This window comes from Pseudoflavonifractor sp. 524-17 (assembly GCF_009935845.1).
Lineage (GTDB): Bacteria > Bacillota > Clostridia > Oscillospirales > Oscillospiraceae > Pseudoflavonifractor_A.
Genome location: NZ_QWEK01000043.1, coordinates 1 through 16638, shown reverse-complemented (window position 1 = coordinate 16638; position 16638 = coordinate 1). Strand labels below are relative to the sequence as shown.

Annotated in this window: 15 protein-coding genes; 7 read left to right on the top strand and 8 right to left on the bottom strand. The window is 60.2% G+C overall.

Annotation, left to right across the window (positions count from 1 at the left end):
- Nucleotides 1–23: 23 nt before the first annotated feature.
- Nucleotides 24–1196 carry a tRNA nucleotidyltransferase gene (locus D1159_RS14240; RefSeq protein ID WP_161846320.1) on the bottom strand — a complete coding sequence of 391 codons (1173 nt, stop codon included), beginning with the start codon at nt 1194–1196 and terminating at the stop codon, nt 24–26.
- 21 nt (nt 1197–1217) lie between these two features.
- Nucleotides 1218–2888: a nucleoside kinase gene (locus tag D1159_RS14235; RefSeq protein WP_243152300.1), complete on the bottom strand. Its 1671-nt coding sequence runs from the start codon at nt 2886–2888 to the stop codon at nt 1218–1220.
- Between the two features lie 443 nt (nt 2889–3331).
- Here D1159_RS14235 and murC point away from each other — a divergent pair, with 443 nt between their 5' ends.
- On the top strand, nt 3332–4702 hold the full coding sequence (gene murC / locus D1159_RS14230) for a UDP-N-acetylmuramate--L-alanine ligase (protein WP_161846319.1): 1371 nt from the start codon (nt 3332–3334) through the stop codon (nt 4700–4702).
- A gap of 75 nt (nt 4703–4777) precedes the next feature.
- Here murC and D1159_RS14225 read toward each other — a convergent pair whose 3' ends face one another.
- Complete coding sequence (locus D1159_RS14225) at nt 4778–5665, bottom strand: peptidoglycan recognition family protein (protein WP_161846318.1); 888 nt, start codon at nt 5663–5665, stop codon at nt 4778–4780.
- Between the two features lie 234 nt (nt 5666–5899).
- On the opposite strand from D1159_RS14225, the gene D1159_RS14220 reads away from it, so the two are divergent.
- From D1159_RS14220 to D1159_RS14200, 5 genes are all read left to right on the top strand, one after another.
- Complete coding sequence (locus tag D1159_RS14220; RefSeq protein ID WP_161846317.1) at nt 5900–7177, top strand: glycosyltransferase family 2 protein; 1278 nt, start codon at nt 5900–5902, stop codon at nt 7175–7177.
- A gap of 220 nt (nt 7178–7397) precedes the next feature.
- Nucleotides 7398–8270, top strand: coding sequence for a transporter substrate-binding domain-containing protein (locus D1159_RS14215; RefSeq protein ID WP_161846316.1), 873 nt, complete (start codon nt 7398–7400; stop codon nt 8268–8270).
- Nucleotides 8271–8416: 146 nt separating this feature from the next.
- Nucleotides 8417–9064 carry an amino acid ABC transporter permease gene (locus D1159_RS14210; RefSeq protein ID WP_161846315.1) on the top strand — a complete coding sequence of 216 codons (648 nt, stop codon included), beginning with the start codon at nt 8417–8419 and terminating at the stop codon, nt 9062–9064.
- A gap of 10 nt (nt 9065–9074) precedes the next feature.
- On the top strand, nt 9075–9860 hold the full coding sequence (locus tag D1159_RS14205; protein ID WP_161846314.1) for an amino acid ABC transporter ATP-binding protein: 786 nt from the start codon (nt 9075–9077) through the stop codon (nt 9858–9860).
- A gap of 325 nt (nt 9861–10185) precedes the next feature.
- Complete coding sequence (locus tag D1159_RS14200) at nt 10186–11547, top strand: hemerythrin domain-containing protein (RefSeq protein ID WP_161846313.1); 1362 nt, start codon at nt 10186–10188, stop codon at nt 11545–11547.
- A gap of 141 nt (nt 11548–11688) precedes the next feature.
- On the opposite strand, the gene D1159_RS14195 is transcribed toward D1159_RS14200, so the two are convergent.
- The 4 genes from D1159_RS14195 to rpsF form a co-directional block, all read right to left on the bottom strand.
- Nucleotides 11689–13173, bottom strand: coding sequence for a DUF1846 domain-containing protein (locus tag D1159_RS14195; protein WP_161846312.1), 1485 nt, complete (start codon nt 13171–13173; stop codon nt 11689–11691).
- A 173-nt stretch (nt 13174–13346) separates the two neighbouring features.
- Nucleotides 13347–13586, bottom strand: a complete 240-nt coding sequence (gene rpsR, locus D1159_RS14190) for a 30S ribosomal protein S18 (RefSeq protein WP_087238992.1) — start codon at nt 13584–13586, stop codon at nt 13347–13349.
- Nucleotides 13587–13698: 112 nt separating this feature from the next.
- On the bottom strand, nt 13699–14184 hold the full coding sequence (locus tag D1159_RS14185; RefSeq protein ID WP_161846311.1) for a single-stranded DNA-binding protein: 486 nt from the start codon (nt 14182–14184) through the stop codon (nt 13699–13701).
- A gap of 12 nt (nt 14185–14196) precedes the next feature.
- The gene (gene rpsF / locus D1159_RS14180) at nt 14197–14493 is read right to left on the bottom strand and encodes a 30S ribosomal protein S6 (RefSeq protein WP_161846310.1); all 297 of its coding nucleotides are present in this window, start codon (nt 14491–14493) and stop codon (nt 14197–14199) included.
- Nucleotides 14494–14759: 266 nt separating this feature from the next.
- On the opposite strand from rpsF, the gene D1159_RS14175 reads away from it, so the two are divergent.
- Nucleotides 14760–16109: an MATE family efflux transporter gene (locus D1159_RS14175; protein WP_161846309.1), complete on the top strand. Its 1350-nt coding sequence runs from the start codon at nt 14760–14762 to the stop codon at nt 16107–16109.
- 56 nt (nt 16110–16165) lie between these two features.
- Here the strand turns inward: D1159_RS14175 and D1159_RS14170 are convergent, their stop codons facing one another.
- Nucleotides 16166–16495, bottom strand: coding sequence for a cupin domain-containing protein (locus D1159_RS14170; RefSeq protein WP_161846308.1), 330 nt, complete (start codon nt 16493–16495; stop codon nt 16166–16168).
- Nucleotides 16496–16638: the final 143 nt, after the last annotated feature.

Sequence of the window (16638 nt, the reverse complement as noted above, 5' to 3'; positions counted from 1 at the left end):
TCACTTTTTCAAATAAGGCCGAATCAGGGTCCAGCGGGAAACTCCCGCTCCAGCAGGGCCAGCAGCCGGGGGACGGCGTTGTCCTGCGGGCGGTCCAGCACGCAGGACAGCAGGAAACGCTGGGCTTTTCCCACCTCCGCTCCCCGGAGACCCAGGGCGGCCAGATCTCCGCCGGAGAGGGCCAGGCGATCCACTGACCAGCAGTCCCCGCTGGCCAGAACGGCCTCCAAGGCGGCAGAGGAATCTTCCCCCGCCCAGTCCCCCATCCACGCCGCGGCCTGCGCGCCCTGCTGACCGTATTGGGCCAGGGCGCGCCGCCAGCCCGCGGCAGTGTGGGGCAGGCCAGACTTCCACAGGGCGAAGCCCCGCTGGCAGGGGGAGCAGATTCGCCGCTCCAGCCGGAGGGCGGTGAGAAGCTCCGCCGGGTCCTGGTCCAGGGCGGCGCACAGGCCCGCCCACTGTGCCAGGGGCACACGGGGCAGCCGGTCCAGCGAACTGAATTTGCCCTCCCGGCGGTTGGTGTACCGCTCCATCACCCCCAGGCGGAAGAGGCTCTCTACCGCGCCGGGCCGGGGAGAGCAGAGGGTTTTCTCCACCTCGGCCCGCACCCGCTCCGCAGCCAGCCGGGCGGCCAGGGGGGCGCAGCGCTCCACGGCCCGCCACGTCTCCCCCGGCAGGCCGAAGCACAGCTGGGCGGAGAGTCGGACCGCCCGGAACATACGCAGGGCGTCCTCGGAGAAGCGGCGCTCCGGCTCCCCCACGCAGCGGATGACCCGCCCCTCCAGATCCCCCTGTCCGTCAAAGGGATCAATGACCCTGCCGGCCCGGTCCAGCGCCATGGCGTTGATGGTAAAATCCCGGCGGCCCAGATCCTCCTCCAGCGTGGCGCTGAAGGTGACGGCCTCCGGGCGCCGGCCGTCCCGGTACGCGCCGTCCCGGCGGAAGGTGGTGGCCTCCACCGGGCCGTCCGCCGTGAGGACGGTGACGGTGCCGTGGCGCAGTCCGGTGGGCCGGGTGTGGGGAAAGAGCGCCATTATTACCTCCGGCGGGGCAGCGGTGGCCATATCATAGTCCCCGGGCGGACGGCCCAGGAGCAGATCCCGCACACAGCCCCCCACAGGATAGGCCGGCCATCCCGCCGCCCACAGGGTATCCCGGCAGGCCGCCACGCCGGCCGGCAATGGAAAGGGTTCCATAGACCATCCTCCCCAGGCTTATCAGGCGTGGTAGCAGCCTCCGCCGATGAATTCCCGCATGAGGGAGGTTTTCGGGATGTTGTCTGCGGGGACGGGCAGGAAGTAGTTCAGAAACTTCAGCAGCCGCTTGGCCTCGATATACTCCTCGCTGTCCCGGGGAACGCCGAAGAGCAAGGGCTGCACATAGGGCTTGAGCAGCGCCGTCTCGTAGATCAGGGCCGAGTTGAAGATCATATCCGCGCTGTCCTGGAAGGGGAAGATGTTGTTCTCCTCCCCCCGCCGGACGGAGGGCCACATCTTGATGGTGGCCTGGGCGCTGTAGCCCCGGGTACGGGCGTCCCGCTCGATGCGGCGCAGGAGACGGGCGTCGGTGGAGGGAATACGGTTGTGGTCATCGATGTTCAGGGTGGTGAGGCAGCTGATGTAGATCTTATACTTGCTCTCCTCAGGCAGGGCGTGGGTGAATTGGTCGTTGAGGCAGTGGATGCCCTCAATGACCAGCACGTCCCCCTCTCTCAGGGTGAGGAAGCTGCCGTTGTACTCCCGGGCGCCCTTCTTGAAGTTGAAGGTGGGCATGTCCACCTTCTCCCCCTGGAGCAGCCGGACCATGTCCTCATTGAACTGAGCCACGTCCATGGCGCCCAGGCCCTCGAAGTCGTAGTTGCCGTTCTCGTCCCGGGGGGTGTCCTCCCGGTTTTTGAAGTAGTTGTCCGTGGCGATGGCGTGGGGGCGCAGGCCGCAGGCTCTCAGCTGGGTGGACAGCCGGTGGGAGAAGGTGGTCTTGCCGGAGGAGGAGGGCCCCGCGATCATAACAAAGCGGACCTCCTTCCGTGCGGCAATCTCCGCGGCGATGTCGCCGATCTTCTTCTCCATCATGGCCTCATAGGTCAAAATCAGCGGCGTGGCGCTCCCCTGAGAGATAGCGGTGTTCAGCTCCGCCACATTGGAGACGTTCAGCGCCTCGACCCGCTTGCTGGATTCGTACAGCTCCCGGAAGACCTTTTTGGGGGGGCGGAAATCCCCCAGACGGCTGGGATCCTTCAGCGTGGGCAGCCGCAGCACAAAGCCGCTTTCAAACAGCTCCAGGCCGAAGCACCGGATATATCCCGTATCCGGCACCATGTAGCCGTAAAAATAGTCCACAAAACCGTCCAGGGAGTAGATGTTGACCCGGGAGTTGATCCGGAAGCTGAACAGCTGGGCCTTGTGGAACAGCCCTTCCTTCTGGAAGAGTTCTATGGCGTCCTCCGTAGAGATGGACTCCTTTTTGATGGGCAGCGCCTGAGCGGACAGCTCCCGCATCCGTGCCTCCACCCGGTCCAGCAGCGCCTGGTCCAGGGTGAACCTGCCCCGGGCCGAGATGAAGAGGGCGCGGCTGATGGAGTACTCCACACGGATCTGCTCCACATTTCCCCGGCCCGCCACGTCATAGAAGGCCTTCAGCATCAAAAAGACCGCGCTGCGCTCATAGGTCTGAATTCCAGGCACGTCCTGGGCGGTGACCATCTTCAGAGAGCAGTCCCGATCCAGGCGCTTGTGGAGCTCACAGAGCTTTCCATCCCGGTTGACCAGCAGGATGTCGCAGGGAACCCGGTCCTGAAAATCCGCCGCGATGGCGCGGTAGGGCGTCCCGTAGGGATAGGTATACGCCGCACCGTCTATGGTAACTGTTATCATTCTCTTCTCTTCCATAGGATGGCCTCCTCTATGGTATGATTGCCCCGCTGGGCGTCCGGTGTCTCTTTTCTTATGATACGATATTTCCCGGGAAAACACAAGGTTTGTAATGGGCCCAGAGAGAAAATCCGGCATTTTCCCCTTGTAAGGGGGCTATACTGCGGTATATAATAATAGACTCACAGGACAGCCGCTTTAAGAACCTGTATTTGCCAACCGGGGGCGCTGGATTGCCGTGGGATTTTACCGCCGCAGGGCGGCAAAAAGCCCGGCCAGACGGTGTCCAACGGTTATGAATCCACGTTCTAGGGGGCGGCTTTCCCAGAAGTGGTATTCACAACTGCGTATCCCCGCGCTTTTTGCCGCCGCGGGGCGGCAAAAGACCTGGCCAGACAGTGTCCAACGGTTATGAATACAGGTTCTTATAACAAAACTCCTGGAAAGGGCGTGTGACCTCCATGGTTGAACACAGCATCCATAGCGATATGATTCCCGGCCGCCGGGCCCATCTGGTGGGAATCGGCGGCGTGTCCATGTCCCCGCTGGCGGAGGTGCTCCACGGGATGGGGCTGATCATCACCGGCTCTGATATGCGGGAAAGCCCGGCGGTGGAGCATCTGCGAAGACTTGGTATCCGGGTGGACATCGGCCACCGGGCGGAGAACGTCACCGGCGCGGATCTGGTGATCCGCACCGCCGCCGCCCACGACGACAACCCGGAGATCGCCGGGGCCAGGGCCCGTCAAATCCCGGTCTACGAGCGGGCCCAGGCCTGGGGCGCCATTATGCGCGGGTATCAGAACGCTCTGTGCATCGCGGGCACCCACGGCAAGACCACTACTACCTCTATGTGTACCCACATCGCCATGGCCGCCGGAGCGGACCCCACGGTGATGATCGGCGGCACCCTGCCCCTGCTGGGGGCGGGCCACCGGGTGGGCCGGGGGGACACCATCATCCTGGAGAGCTGCGAGTACTGCAACTCCTTTTTGTCCTTCTTCCCCACAGTGGGGGTGATTTTGAATATTGAGGCCGATCATCTGGACTTTTTCAAGGATCTGGAGGACGTGGAGCGCTCCTTCCGGCGCTTCGCGGAGCTGGTGCCGGAAGACGGGGTGGTGGTGGCCAACGCAGACGACGCCAACACCATGAAAACGCTGGCGGGCCTGCCCCGTCCGGTGCTCACCTTCGGTCTGGAGGCGGGAGACGTCCACGCCGGGCCCATCGGGTGGATCAACGGCCTGCCTGCGTTCGATGTCATCTGGCAGGGGGCGCGCTTCGCCCACGTGGAGCTCCAGGTACCTGGGCTGCACAATGTAAAAAACGCCCTGGCCGCCGCCGCCGCCGCCATCGCCCTGAAACTCCCCGCCCCCGCGGTGGAGGCGGGCCTGTCCGCCTTCCAGGGGGCCGGCCGCCGGTTTGAGCGCAAAGGAGTGTACAACGGCGCGGTAGTGTACGACGACTACGCCCACCATCCCGGGGAGCTGGAGGCCCTGTTCTCCGCCGCCCGGCGGCTGGGCTACCAGCGGATTATCTGCGCCTTTCAGCCCCACACCTACTCCCGCACCCAGGCCCTGTTCTCCCAGTTTGTACAGGTACTGAAGCAGCCGGACCTTACCCTGCTGGCGGAGATCTTCGCCGCCCGGGAGGTCAACGATCTCGGCATCTCCTCCAAAGACCTGTGCGAGCACATCCCGGGGAGCCGGTATTTCCCCTCCCTCTCCCAGCTGGCGGACTATCTGAAAACCATCGCCCAGCCGGGGGACCTGATTCTCACCGCCGGGGCAGGGGACATCTACACCGCGGGAGAGCTGCTGGTGAACGGTTAGACCATGTTCAGCGGTTATGAATACGGATAGCGTCAGCCGCCCCGGAAGCCTATCCGGAGCGGCTGTTTTATGGGTCTATTCCGCCGGGCTGTCCTGGGTGCCGTCCTGTGGGGAGACGGCCAGCTCCGGATCGCCAGGCTCCAGGGCGGTGAGGTCTTCCCCATCGGGGGCGCCGTCCGGCAGCAGATGAAGCCGGTCCAGGACCAGGGCGGCCTGTTCCCGGCTCAGGGGAGCCTGGGGCTGGGTGCCGTCCAGCACACCGGCGGCGGCGGCCTTTTTCCACACCTGTGCGGCCCAAGGACTGGCGGGCCGGGCGGCCAGCTGCTTATTATACTCCGCCATAGCGGCGGCGAACATGGTGTTGAACTGGGCTTGGGTCATGTCCTCTCCCTCTTCCTTTCCGTCCAGCAGGGCTTTTACGTCGGCGCGCAGCGTGTCCATGCTCTTGCCGTGCTTGGGGAACCAGTGGGATACATCGGCATGGTTGCTGGCAATGCGGCGCTGGTGCCCCTCACGGTGATCCACAATGTCGGTGAGGGGGTTTAGGTGGTACTTCCGGCACAGCAGGGCGCACAGCTCCACCGCGTTGTGATACACTTTGGCAAAATAGGGGGCGTTTTTTTCCACATTGTAGCCCACCATCTCGCTGCCGTTGCGGTAGGTGTGTCCGGCGGGCTCCAGAATTTCAAAGCCGATGTGGGTATTGTTGGCGGAAATGCCGCCCTCCGGCGGTGTGCCGGCGTGCCAGCCCCGCCAGTTCCAGGGGAGGGTCATGGTAACGCCGTCCTGGTGGACAAAGGCGTGGACGCACCGGTCTACATCCGGCTTGTTCCAAAGGCGGAGAAAGACGGACACATCGGGCTGGGCCACACCGGGAGAGTGTACCATAATGCCCTTGGGCTGGATGGTCCGCCCGGCTTTATAGCAGTCGTTCCGGGTCATAATATGCTCGGTCAGATTCATTTACATCCTCCTCCCGCCTCCATTCTACGCGGGGCGGGAAAAAAGGGTGACTGCGCCGGGAGCGCGGCGCAAATCTTAAATAGAAGGGAAAGATTCCATTAACGTTTTCTTAATTCGGCAGAAACCGCCTTGCAATCTTTTTAGAAGGTGCTATCATATCCATGTACAAGGGATTCCTTGAACAACCTGAATTCACCACCGGGCTGCGGCCCGCTGTTTTCGTGAGGATACGGTATGGATATGCTGGAGTTTATCCAATTTTTTCAACTGATTTTAGCGGTTTTTTTGACAGTGGCCTACGGCTATCAAATTTTCTACCTGCTGCTCGGCCTGGGGCGCGGACGAAAGACACCAGAAGCTGCGGCTGTCCCCCTTCACCGCTACGCGGCGGTGATCTCCGCCCGGAACGAGGCTAACGTCATCGCACAGCTCATCCACAGCCTCCGGGCGCAGCGCTACCCCGCCCAGCTGCTGGACATCTACGTGGTGGCGGACAACTGCACCGACGCCACTGCGGCGGCGGCCCGGGCCGCGGGGGCTTTCGTCTATGAGCGGTTCAACAAGATGCAGGTGGGCAAGGGCTATGCCATGGACTACCTGTTCCGCCGCCTCCGCGCCGAGGGCCGGGACGGCTATGACGGCTATTTCGTCTTTGACGCGGACAACTATGTGGATCCGGACTTTGTGGTCCAGATGAACCGCACTTTCAGCCAGGGCTCCTATGACGCCCTGACCTGTTACCGCAACTCCAAAAATTTCGGCGACAACTGGATTTCCGCCGGATACGGCCTGTGGTTCCTGCGGGAGGCCCGCTTCCTCAACCGCCCGCGGATGCGTTTGGGCACCAACTGCCATGTATCCGGCACCGGCTTTCTGGTGTCCGCCGCCCTCATCCGGGAGAACGGCGGCTGGCCCTACCACCTGCTCACCGAGGACATCGAGTTCTCCGTCAGCTGCGCCCTGAGAGGCAAGCGCATCGGCTACTGCGAAAAGGCGGTGGTCTACGACGAACAGCCCGTGGCCTTCCGCCAGTCCTGGGATCAGCGGCTGCGCTGGTCCAAAGGGTTCTATCAGGTGGATCTCAAGTACGGCCTGGGGCTGGTCAGGGGCTGCTTCCGGGGGCGCCGGGCGGGCTTCTCCTGCTATGATATGCTGATGACCGTGGCTCCCGGGGCTCTGTTCACCCTGCTTGGCCTGGTGCTTCAGTGCTTTCTCCTGGCCGTCTGCCTCACGCAGCCCGCCTACCTCGCCACCCGGGTGCTGGAGCAGACCGGCGAGTTCCTGGTCTCGTCTCTGCTGTGCTTCTACTTAAATCTCTTCCTCCTGGGCCTTCTCACCGCCGCCGCCGAGTGGCGGAACATCCGGGTCAGCCCCCTGCGGAAGATTGGCTACCTCTTCACCTTCCCCATCTTCATGTTTACCTACATCCCCATTTCCCTCACCGCCCTGGTGAAGCGGGTGGAGTGGAAGCCCATTTTCCACGGTGCCTGCTCCCTACAGGCCCAGGAATAGTTTTTCCCTTCTCCTTCCAATCGGGACCGGCGTCTTCCCTCAGACGCCGGTCCCGATTTGTGATTGTGTTGAAAAAGTCCCTGTGCCAGCCGCGTTTTTTCTCCGGCCCGGGAGAATTTTTAGTTCCCCCCTTCCCAAGGGCGCTTTATTGTGTTACTATACTAAAGCAACGGCGCGTTACTGTGTCAAATCCGACAGATGACAGATGGAGGAATACATCATGAAACAGAAACTGCTCTCTCTGGCCCTTGCCGCCGCGCTGGGCCTGTCTATGGCCGCCTGCTCCAGCGGTCAGGCCCAGACCCCCGGCAACAGCACCCCATCCGCCCCCAATTCTGACCCCACGGCCTCCCCAGAGGCTGTGGACAACAGCGACCTGGCCTACGTCCAGGGACAGGGCAAGCTGAAAATCGGCTATACCGTCTTCGCCCCCATGAACTACACAGATGACAACGGCGAGTTTATCGGCTTTGAGACCGAATTTGCCAAGGCAGTCTGTGAGAAGCTGGGAGTGGAGCCCGAGTTTGTGGAGATCAACTGGGACGCCAAGGTGGTGGAGCTGGAGTCCGGCAGCATTGACTGCATCTGGAACGGCATGACCATCACCAAAGAACTGGAGGAGAGTCTGTCTATCTCCAACCCCTATGTAAAGAACTATCAGGTGGTGGTCATCCGCGCCGCGGATGCGGACCGGTATACCTCCACCGCCGACCTGGCGGGGGCCAATCTGGACGCCGAGGCCGGCTCCGCCGGTGAGGCCGCCATCGCCGGCGACGAAAACCTGAGCCAGGGGAACTACGTGGCCGTGGCCAAGCAGACCGACGGCCTTCTGGAGGTCAAGAGCGGCGTGGCCGACGCCTGCGTGCTGGACTTCGTCCTGGCCGGCGCCCTGGTGGGACAGGCGGACTACGCCGATCTGATGGTCATCCCCAACCTGGAGCTGTCTGTGGAGGAATACGGCGTGGGCTTCCGCAAGGGCAGCGATATTGTCCCCGCTTTTAACCAGGCCATGCAGGAGCTCATTGACGACGGCACCCTCAATGAGATCGCTGTGCGCTACGAGCTGGACGATCTGCTGCTGGCCAATCAATAACCTTAGAAGCTGGAGCCACAGGCGTTGAACTCCGCCTATGAATCCAGCTTCTTACCGGCATGGGGCGGGAGTACTCCCGCCCTGTGCCGTCCCTTGTTTTATCCCTGACGGTATTTCAGAACCTGTATTTGTAGAGGAGAGAGAACATGTCCTTCCTGACTGTCACTGCCATGCTGCTCAAAAGCTTCGTCCTCAACTGTCAGCTCTTTGCCGTCACCCTGGCCCTGGCCCTGCCGCTGGGGCTGATTGTGTCCTTTGGCTCCATGAGCCGCTTCCGGCCCCTGAGCTGGCTGACCCGCTTCTATGTGTACATCATGCGCTCCACCCCTCTGATGCTCCAGCTGGTGGTGGTCTTCTACCTGCCGGGGATTATCTTCGGCCCGGGGCACTCCCTCCCCCGGCTCACCTCCGCCGCCCTGGCCTTCATCCTCAACTACGCCGCCTATTTCTCTGAAATCTTCCGGGGCGGCATCCAGGGCGTCCCCCACGGCCAGCAGGAGGCCGGGCAGGTGCTGGGCATGACACGGTCCCAGATCTTTTTCCACGTCACCCTCCTCCAGCTCATTAAGCGCATTGTCCCCCCCATCGGCAACGAGATCATCACGCTGGTGAAGGACACCTCTCTGGCCAATTTTATCATGGTCAAGGAGATCATTATGATGGCCAAGGAGTTCGGCAACAAAGGAATGCTCTGGCCCCTGCTCTACACCGGCGTATTCTTTTTAATCTTCAACGGCGTGGTAACGCTTGCCTTGGGCCGCATTGAGAAAAAGCTGGATTATTTTAAGGTATAGGAGGAACAGTATGGCGATTCTGACCGCGACAGGCATTACAAAGACCTTTGGCAGGACAGAGGTGCTCAAGGGCATCAGCTTCTCCCTGGAGGAGGGACAGGCCCTGGCCATTATCGGCTCCTCCGGCTCCGGCAAGACCACGCTGCTGCGCTGCCTGAACTTTTTGGAGACCCCCGGCCAGGGCGTCATCTCCGTCCGGGACGAGGTGCTCTTTGACGCCGCCGATCCCGCCACCCAGCGGGAGAGGGAGGTGCGGAAAAAGCGGCTCCACTTCGGGCTGGTCTTCCAGGCGTTCCACCTGTTTCCCCAGTACACCGCCCTTCAAAACATCACCTTGGCCAAGGATCTCCTCGCCAGAGAGCAGCCCGGCTACAAGGCCCGCCGGAAGGCCATCCAGGCGGAGAACGAGGCCCAGGCCCGGGAACTGCTGGCCCAGATGGGGCTGGCCGGTCGGGCGGACCACTACCCCCACCAGCTCTCCGGCGGACAGCAGCAGCGGGTGGCCATCGCCCGGGCGTTGGCCCTTCAGCCCGATGTGCTCTGCTTTGACGAGCCCACCTCCGCCCTGGATCCGGAGCTCACCGGCGAGGTGCTGCGGGTCATCCGGGGCCTGGCGGAGCAGAAGACCACCATGGTCATCGTGACCCACGAAATGGCCTTTGCCCGGGATGTGGCCGACCAGGTCATCTTTATGGACAACGGGGTCATTGTGGAGCAGGGAGATGCCCGCCAGGTGATTAACCACCCCGCCCAGGAGCGCACCCGCCAATTTCTCTCCCGCTACGCCCAGTCTTAGAAGCGGCAAACCAGAAAGATAGGAAAAGCGCCTTCGCCAGGCCGGCAGAGCACAGCGCTCTGCCGGCCTGGTATTTGTCTGTTGTCCCGCTGAATTCTTTGCACTTGAGATTGCATACCGGCATACTATGTTATATAATGAATTGTAAGATGTATCCTTGGCAATCAATGGTACCCGTTGGAATTTATGCAGACTTGAATTTACAGGCTTCCGCTTTTGAGGATTGACTGTCCGGTCTAAGGTTTCAAGAGGGCCTTAACAAGGAGCCTTTCATCAACAGGCCGCAAAACATAGGAACCTGGGTTCAGCAAAGGAGGATTTTTATATGAACCCCCAATTTGTATGGCAGGACGAATTTAATATTGGCGTAGAGGTTATTGATAGAGAACATCAGCGGCTCTTCAAGATCATCAACAAGCTGTTCACGTTCAAAGAGGAGGACAAGGACAGCCAGTGGGCGTGTCAGGAGGGCATTAAATATTTCAAGGGGCACACGCTGAAGCATTTCGCGGAGGAAGAGGCCTATATGGAGTCCATTGGGTACGAGTGGCTAGAGGAGCACCGGCGTATCCACAAGGGATTTCGGGAAAATACCCTCCCGGCGCTGGAGGAGGAGCTGGAGCGGACAGGCTACGCCCCCGATGCCGTAGAGCACTTTTTAGGGGTGTGCGCGGGGTGGCTGATTGGCCACACGCTGACGGAGGATCTCTCTATTACGGGAAAGCGGGTACGCAAATGGGAGCATATTCTGCCGGGTGAAAAACTCGCGATGATGAAACAGGTGATTGTCCAGCTGGTGTTTGATATGTTCCACCTAGAATCCCAGCTGGTCAGCGACGCTTACAACGGAGAAAAGTTCGGAACAGGGGTATATTACCGCCTGGTCTACGGAACCCACCAGGAGGAGGAGAAACAGGAGGTCCTCCTGGTGTTTGAAGAAAAGCTGCTGATTAATACAGTAGGGAAAATTATGGGGCTCCAGACCAATAAGCTGGAGTCCATGCTGATGCACGCCGCCAGATATACTGCGCGGCAGTTCTCCGCGCGTATTATGGAATCTTTCTCGTCCGCGCAGCACTATGAGCTGAAAGAGGAAAATCTTCTGTCCTATGAGCAGTTTCAAAAAATAGTCGAACGGGAAAAGCTCCAGGTCAGCCTGTTGTTCAATACCGGCGGCGCGGGGTATTTTGCCTACTGCGCCATTGCCCCCCACCTGCTTCAGGACGGCGTGGCAACACCAATCCAGACCGAAAACGAGCTGTCTGAGGTGGAAAAATATCTGGCAAAGCGGGCGGAAGAGGCGCACGCCAACCCAAAGCCAAAGATCCTTGTGGTGGACGACTCTATGACCATCCGGCAGGGAATCAAGCGGCTGCTGGAGGAGGATTACGAGGTGGCGCTGGCGGAATCCGGGATTGCCGCCATCCGCACCATCACCCTGAACCAGCCCGATCTGGTCCTGCTGGACTATGAAATGCCCATCTGCGACGGCAGGCAGACCTTGGAGATGCTCCGCTCGGAGCCAGCCTTTATCAATCTGCCAGTCATCTTTCTGACCGGCAGAAGCGACCCCGAGAGCGTAAAAAAGGTCATGGCTCTGAAGCCCGCCGGTTATCTCTTAAAATATCTCAAGCCGGCGGAGATCAAGCAGAAAATTGACGGCTTTTTTGAAAATCAAAAAGCCTAAAACTCTGCCGCCGGCAATTTGGATGTCAGAAAAGCCGTCTGGTCTGCTTAGACGCGAAAGGGAACCCTGACGGTTCCCTTTCACACTATCCTCCCCTCCGAAGCCTTCAAATTTTGCGTTTTTTGACTCTCTGAGGGTTTTTTACCGGTGATAGAGTTTGTTTGTCTCATACTGAGGCTCGCAGGTCAGGCGCACTCCCAGCTTGGCGTAGGTGCTGATATCCACCTGGGAGAGGATCACCGTGGAGTGGGCCTCACACCCCCGCAGGCTGGACAACTGGGCCAGCGCCTGGGCCGCCGCCGGGTTGGAGGCGGCGGAGATGGCCAGGGCGATCAGGGTCTCATCGCTGTGGAGCCGGGGATTTGCCGAGCCCAGATGCTTCACCTTCACGGTCTGAATGGGCTCAATCGCCTCGGGGGAGATGAGGTGGCACTCGTGCTCAATGCCGGCCAGACGCTTCAGGGCGTTGAGCAGCGTGGCGGAACAGGCCCCCAGCAGCTCAGTGGTCTTCCCCGTTACCACCTCGCCATTCAGCAGCTCAATGGCGAAGGCGGGATTGCCGGTCTCCTCCGCCACCCGGGCGGAGGCGGCAATCACCGGCCTGTGTCTGGCGCTGGCCTTTACCTGCTGCATCAGCAGCTCCAGCTTGTACACCAGGTTGTCCCCCACCTTGCCCTGGCGGCGGTCACACAGACCGGTATAGTACCGGCGGATGATCTCCTGCCGGGCGGCGTCTTCCACCGCATCGCTGTCAATAATGCAGTTTCCCGCCATGTTCACCCCCATATCGGTGGGGGATTTATAGGGGCAGGCGCCAATAATCTTCTCAAATATGGCGGAGAGCACCGGAAAGATCTCCACATCCCGGTTATAGTTGACAGTGGTCTCCCCATAGGCCTGAAGGTGGAAGGGGTCGATTACATTTACGTCGCCCAGGTCGGCGGTGGCCGCCTCGTAGGCCAGATTCACCGGGTGCTGAAGGGGGAGGTTCCAGATAGGAAAGGTCTCGAACTTGGCGTAGCCAGCCTCTCTGCCCCGGCGGTACTCGTGGTAGAGCTGGGACAGGCACACCGCCATCTTCCCGCTGCCGGGACCGGGGCCGGTCACCACCACCAGGGGGCGGGCAGTCTCCACGTAGTCGTTTTTGCCATAGCCGTCATCGCTGACAATGAGGGCGATGTTATTGGGATAGCCCTCAATGGGGTAATGGAGGTAGACCCGGATATCCAACGTCTCCAGCCGCTGTTTAAAGGCCGCAGCAGCGGGCTGGCCGGCGTACTGGGTCACCACCACGCTGCCCACAAAGAGCCCGTTGGAGCGGAACACGTCAATCAGGCGGAGCACATCCACGTCATAGGTAATGCCCAGGTCCCCCCGCACCTTGTTTTTCTCAATGTCAGAGGCGCAGATTGCGATTACGATCTCGGCGCTGTCTTTCAGCTCCTTGAGCATACGGATCTTGCTGTCCGGCGCGAATCCAGGCAGCACCCGGGAGGCGTGAAAGTCGTCAAACAGCTTGCCCCCAAACTCCAGGTAGAGCTTGTTGCCGAACTGCCCAATCCGCTCCCGGATATGGGTGGACTGCATCTCCAAATACTTCTCGTTGTCAAAGCCAATCTGATTCACTTTAACCGCTCCCCTCTTCATGTCTCATTTCACACCGTTAGTGATTATAGCATACGGCATCTGGAAAGTATAGGTCCGTTTGACAGGCTCTTTCCCCACAGCCTTGCCCCAAACAAAAAAGGAAGAGGACCAGTCCCTGTTTTGCTACAGAGACTGATCCTCTTATTTTCTCATCAATCGGTCACAAAGGGCAACAGGGCGATCTGGCGGGCACGCTTGATGGCCTCCGTCAGCTGGCGCTGATGCATCGCGCAGGTACCGGTGGTGCGGCGGGGCAGGATCTTGGAACGCTCAGACAGGAACCGGCGCAGCTTCGCCGCGTCCTTGTAGTCAATGTGCTCCACCTTGTCCACGCAGAAGGTACAAACCTTGCGGCGCTTGCGGCCGCGGGGACGCTCTCTATCCATAGCCATGGTACAAAGACTCCTTTCACGATTCTTCCGCGGCGGAATCACCCCGCGGAGCAGAAGTGGCGCTTACACGCCCAGCCGGCACAGCCGGCCTGTTTGCTGATTGCCCCCCGCTTTAGAAGGGCAGCTCGCCGTCGTCATCGGACAGGTCGGCAAACTGGTCGCCCCCCATGGGAGGCGCGGCGTAGCCGGGGGCGGGAGCGGATGGGGCCGGCGCCGGGGGCGCGTAGCCACCGTAGGCCGGCGGCGGGGCGTAAGTGCCTGCCCCCTCGGCGTCCCGCTTGGAGTCGCCAAAGTAGACGTTATCCGCCACAACCTCGGCGGAGCGGCGCTTGTTGCCCTCTTTATCGGTCCAATCCCGGAGCTGGAGCCGGCCCTCCACCACGGCCATACGGCCCTTGGTGAGGAAGCGGGAGACGAACTCCGCCGTCTGCCGCCAGGCCACGATGTCGATAAAATCCGTGGCCTTTTCGCCGGTGGTCTTGTCCTTGAAATCCCGGTCCACCGCCAGCGAGAAGGAGGCCACAGGGGTCCCCGTCTGGGTGTGCCTGAGCTCCGGGTCGCGGGTGAGGCGGCCCATCAGGATAATTCGATTCAGCATGAATCTGCCTCCTTACTCATCCTTACAGATGATCATGGAGCGCATCACGCCGTCGGTAATGCGGAAAATACGATCCAGCTCCTGGGGGAAGCTGGGAACGCAGCCAAAGGTCATCAGAACGTAATAACCATCGGTCAGGTCGTTGATGGGATAGGCCATGTGGCGCTTGCCCCACTCGTCAACCTCGGTCAGGGTGCCGTTGTTCTCCACCAGAGTTTTGAACTTGGTCACCAGGGCGGCGGTGGCCTCCTCACCCAAATTGGGATCCAGGATAAAGACCGCCTCATAATTCGCATTCAGCTTTGCCATGTTTCTTGCACCTCCTTATGGACGTATGGCCCCCGCCGGAGCGGGAGCAAGGATGTTGCCTGTCTTTCGCAAGCTCTTCTATTATATCTGAAAATTCAAAAAAGTCAATGCTGTTTCCCATCTATTTCTGTATTTCTTTCCTCTGGCACTTGTATCCGCCCTCTTCTCCTGTTATACTTTTAAGAAGCTGCGGCAATACCATTGGCGCAGCTTCTAAGGTTCGGGGTTTCCCCGGCACAAATTTTTTATGGAAAGGCGGAATGTCCATGCGGGGTGACCTGACTCAGGGGCCCATTACCAGGACTCTCCTCCTCTTTGCGCTCCCCATGATGCTGGGCAACCTGCTCCAGCAGCTCTACAACGTGGCTGACACCTTGATTGTAGGCCGTTTTTTAGGGGCCACAGCCCTGGCGGCGGTTGGCTCCGCCTTTACGCTGATGACCTTTCTGACCTCCATTCTCCTGGGCCTGTCCATGGGCTGCGGGGCGATTTTTTCCATCTGTCAGGGGGCGGGCGACCAGGAGCGGCTCCGCTCCAGTGTCTTCTCCTCCTTTGTGCTGGTGGCGGCGGTGACGCTGGCGCTGAACCTGCTGGTCTTTGGGTGTATTGACTCCATTCTCCGCCTCCTCCAGGTGCCGGACGGCGCTTATATTCTGATGCGCCGGTATCTCTGGGTGATCTTTTGGGGGCTGCCTGCCGTCTTTCTCTATAACTACTTTGCTTCGCTCCTCCGTGCCGTAGGCAACTCTCTGGTTCCCCTTCTCTTTTTGGGTACCTGCGCCGTGCTCAACGTTCTGTTGGACCTGCTCTTTGTTCTGGGCTTTGCCTGGGAGGTAGCGGGCGCCGCCGGGGCCACGGTTCTATCCCAGTACCTCTCCGGCATCGGCATCGCCCTGTACACCCTCTTCCGCTTTCCCGAGCTTCGGCCCCAGCGGCAGCACTGCCGGCTCCGCCCGGCCCAGCTGGGAGAAATCGCCCGCTTCTCGCTGCTCACCTGTCTCCAGCAGTCGGTGATGAACTTCGGCATTCTCATGGTACAGGGCCTCATCAACAGCTTTGGTACCACAGTGATGGCCGCCTTTGCCGCAGCGGTCAAAATCGACTCCTTCGCCTATATGCCGGTTCAGGATTTCGGCAACGCTTTCTCTACCTTCGTGGCACAAAACTATGGCGCCAAACAAGGTGGGCGGATTCAAAAGGGCATTCGCAGCGCGGTTTTCACGGTGTTCCTTTTCTGCTTGGTCATCTCTCTGGTGGTCGTCTGCCTGGCCCGGCCGCTGCTCCTTCTCTTTGTCCAGCCCCATGAGACCCAAGTTCTGGTCATTGGTGTGGAATATCTCCGCATTGTGGGGGCCTTCTACTGGGGGATCGGCTGTCTGTTTTTGCTCTACGGCCTCTACCGCGCGGTAGCGCGGCCAGGTATGTCTCTGGTCCTCACCATCATTTCCCTGGGCACCCGGGTCCTGTTGGCCTATACCCTCTCCGCCAGCCCCGCCATTGGCACCCGCGGCATCTGGTGGGCTGTCCCTATTGGGTGGATATTGGCGGATCTGACCGGCTTTTTCTACTGCCTGCTCCACCGGAAAACCCTCTTCACCGGTCTGGACAACTCCTAATGAACAAAAAATTCCTGGAACTGGACAATCAGACGCCGTTCCAGGAATTTTTTATGTCACTGCGTGCACACAACCGCAAAGAATCTTAAATCTCCGTCGCTGTCATTGATCACCGTGTGGGCGCTGCCCTTGGGACAGTAATGGCACACGCCCGGTACCAGCCGCTCTTCCACCCCATCGGTCACTGCCTTTCCGGTACCCTCCAGGATGTAGATAATTTCGCTGCCTGCCTCATGAGTGTGCAGTCCCACAGATGCCCCCGGCTCCAAAAAACTGCGCATAATCTTATTCTGGCCGTCCAAGTACATTTGGGCCTTCAGCGACTTCTCACCCCCCTGGAAATGCTCTAAAACTGTCAGTTCCATGTCATCAAAATGAAGTAACATTTTCCTGCCCCTTTCTTCTGTCCTGGTTGAAAGCGAAAAAGCGGACAGGCCAAAAGGCTGTCCGCTTTTCCGTGTTGGCATTACCTATCTTCCCAGGCCGTCTCCAGCCAAGTATTTTCGGCGCAGATGAGCTTAACTTCCGT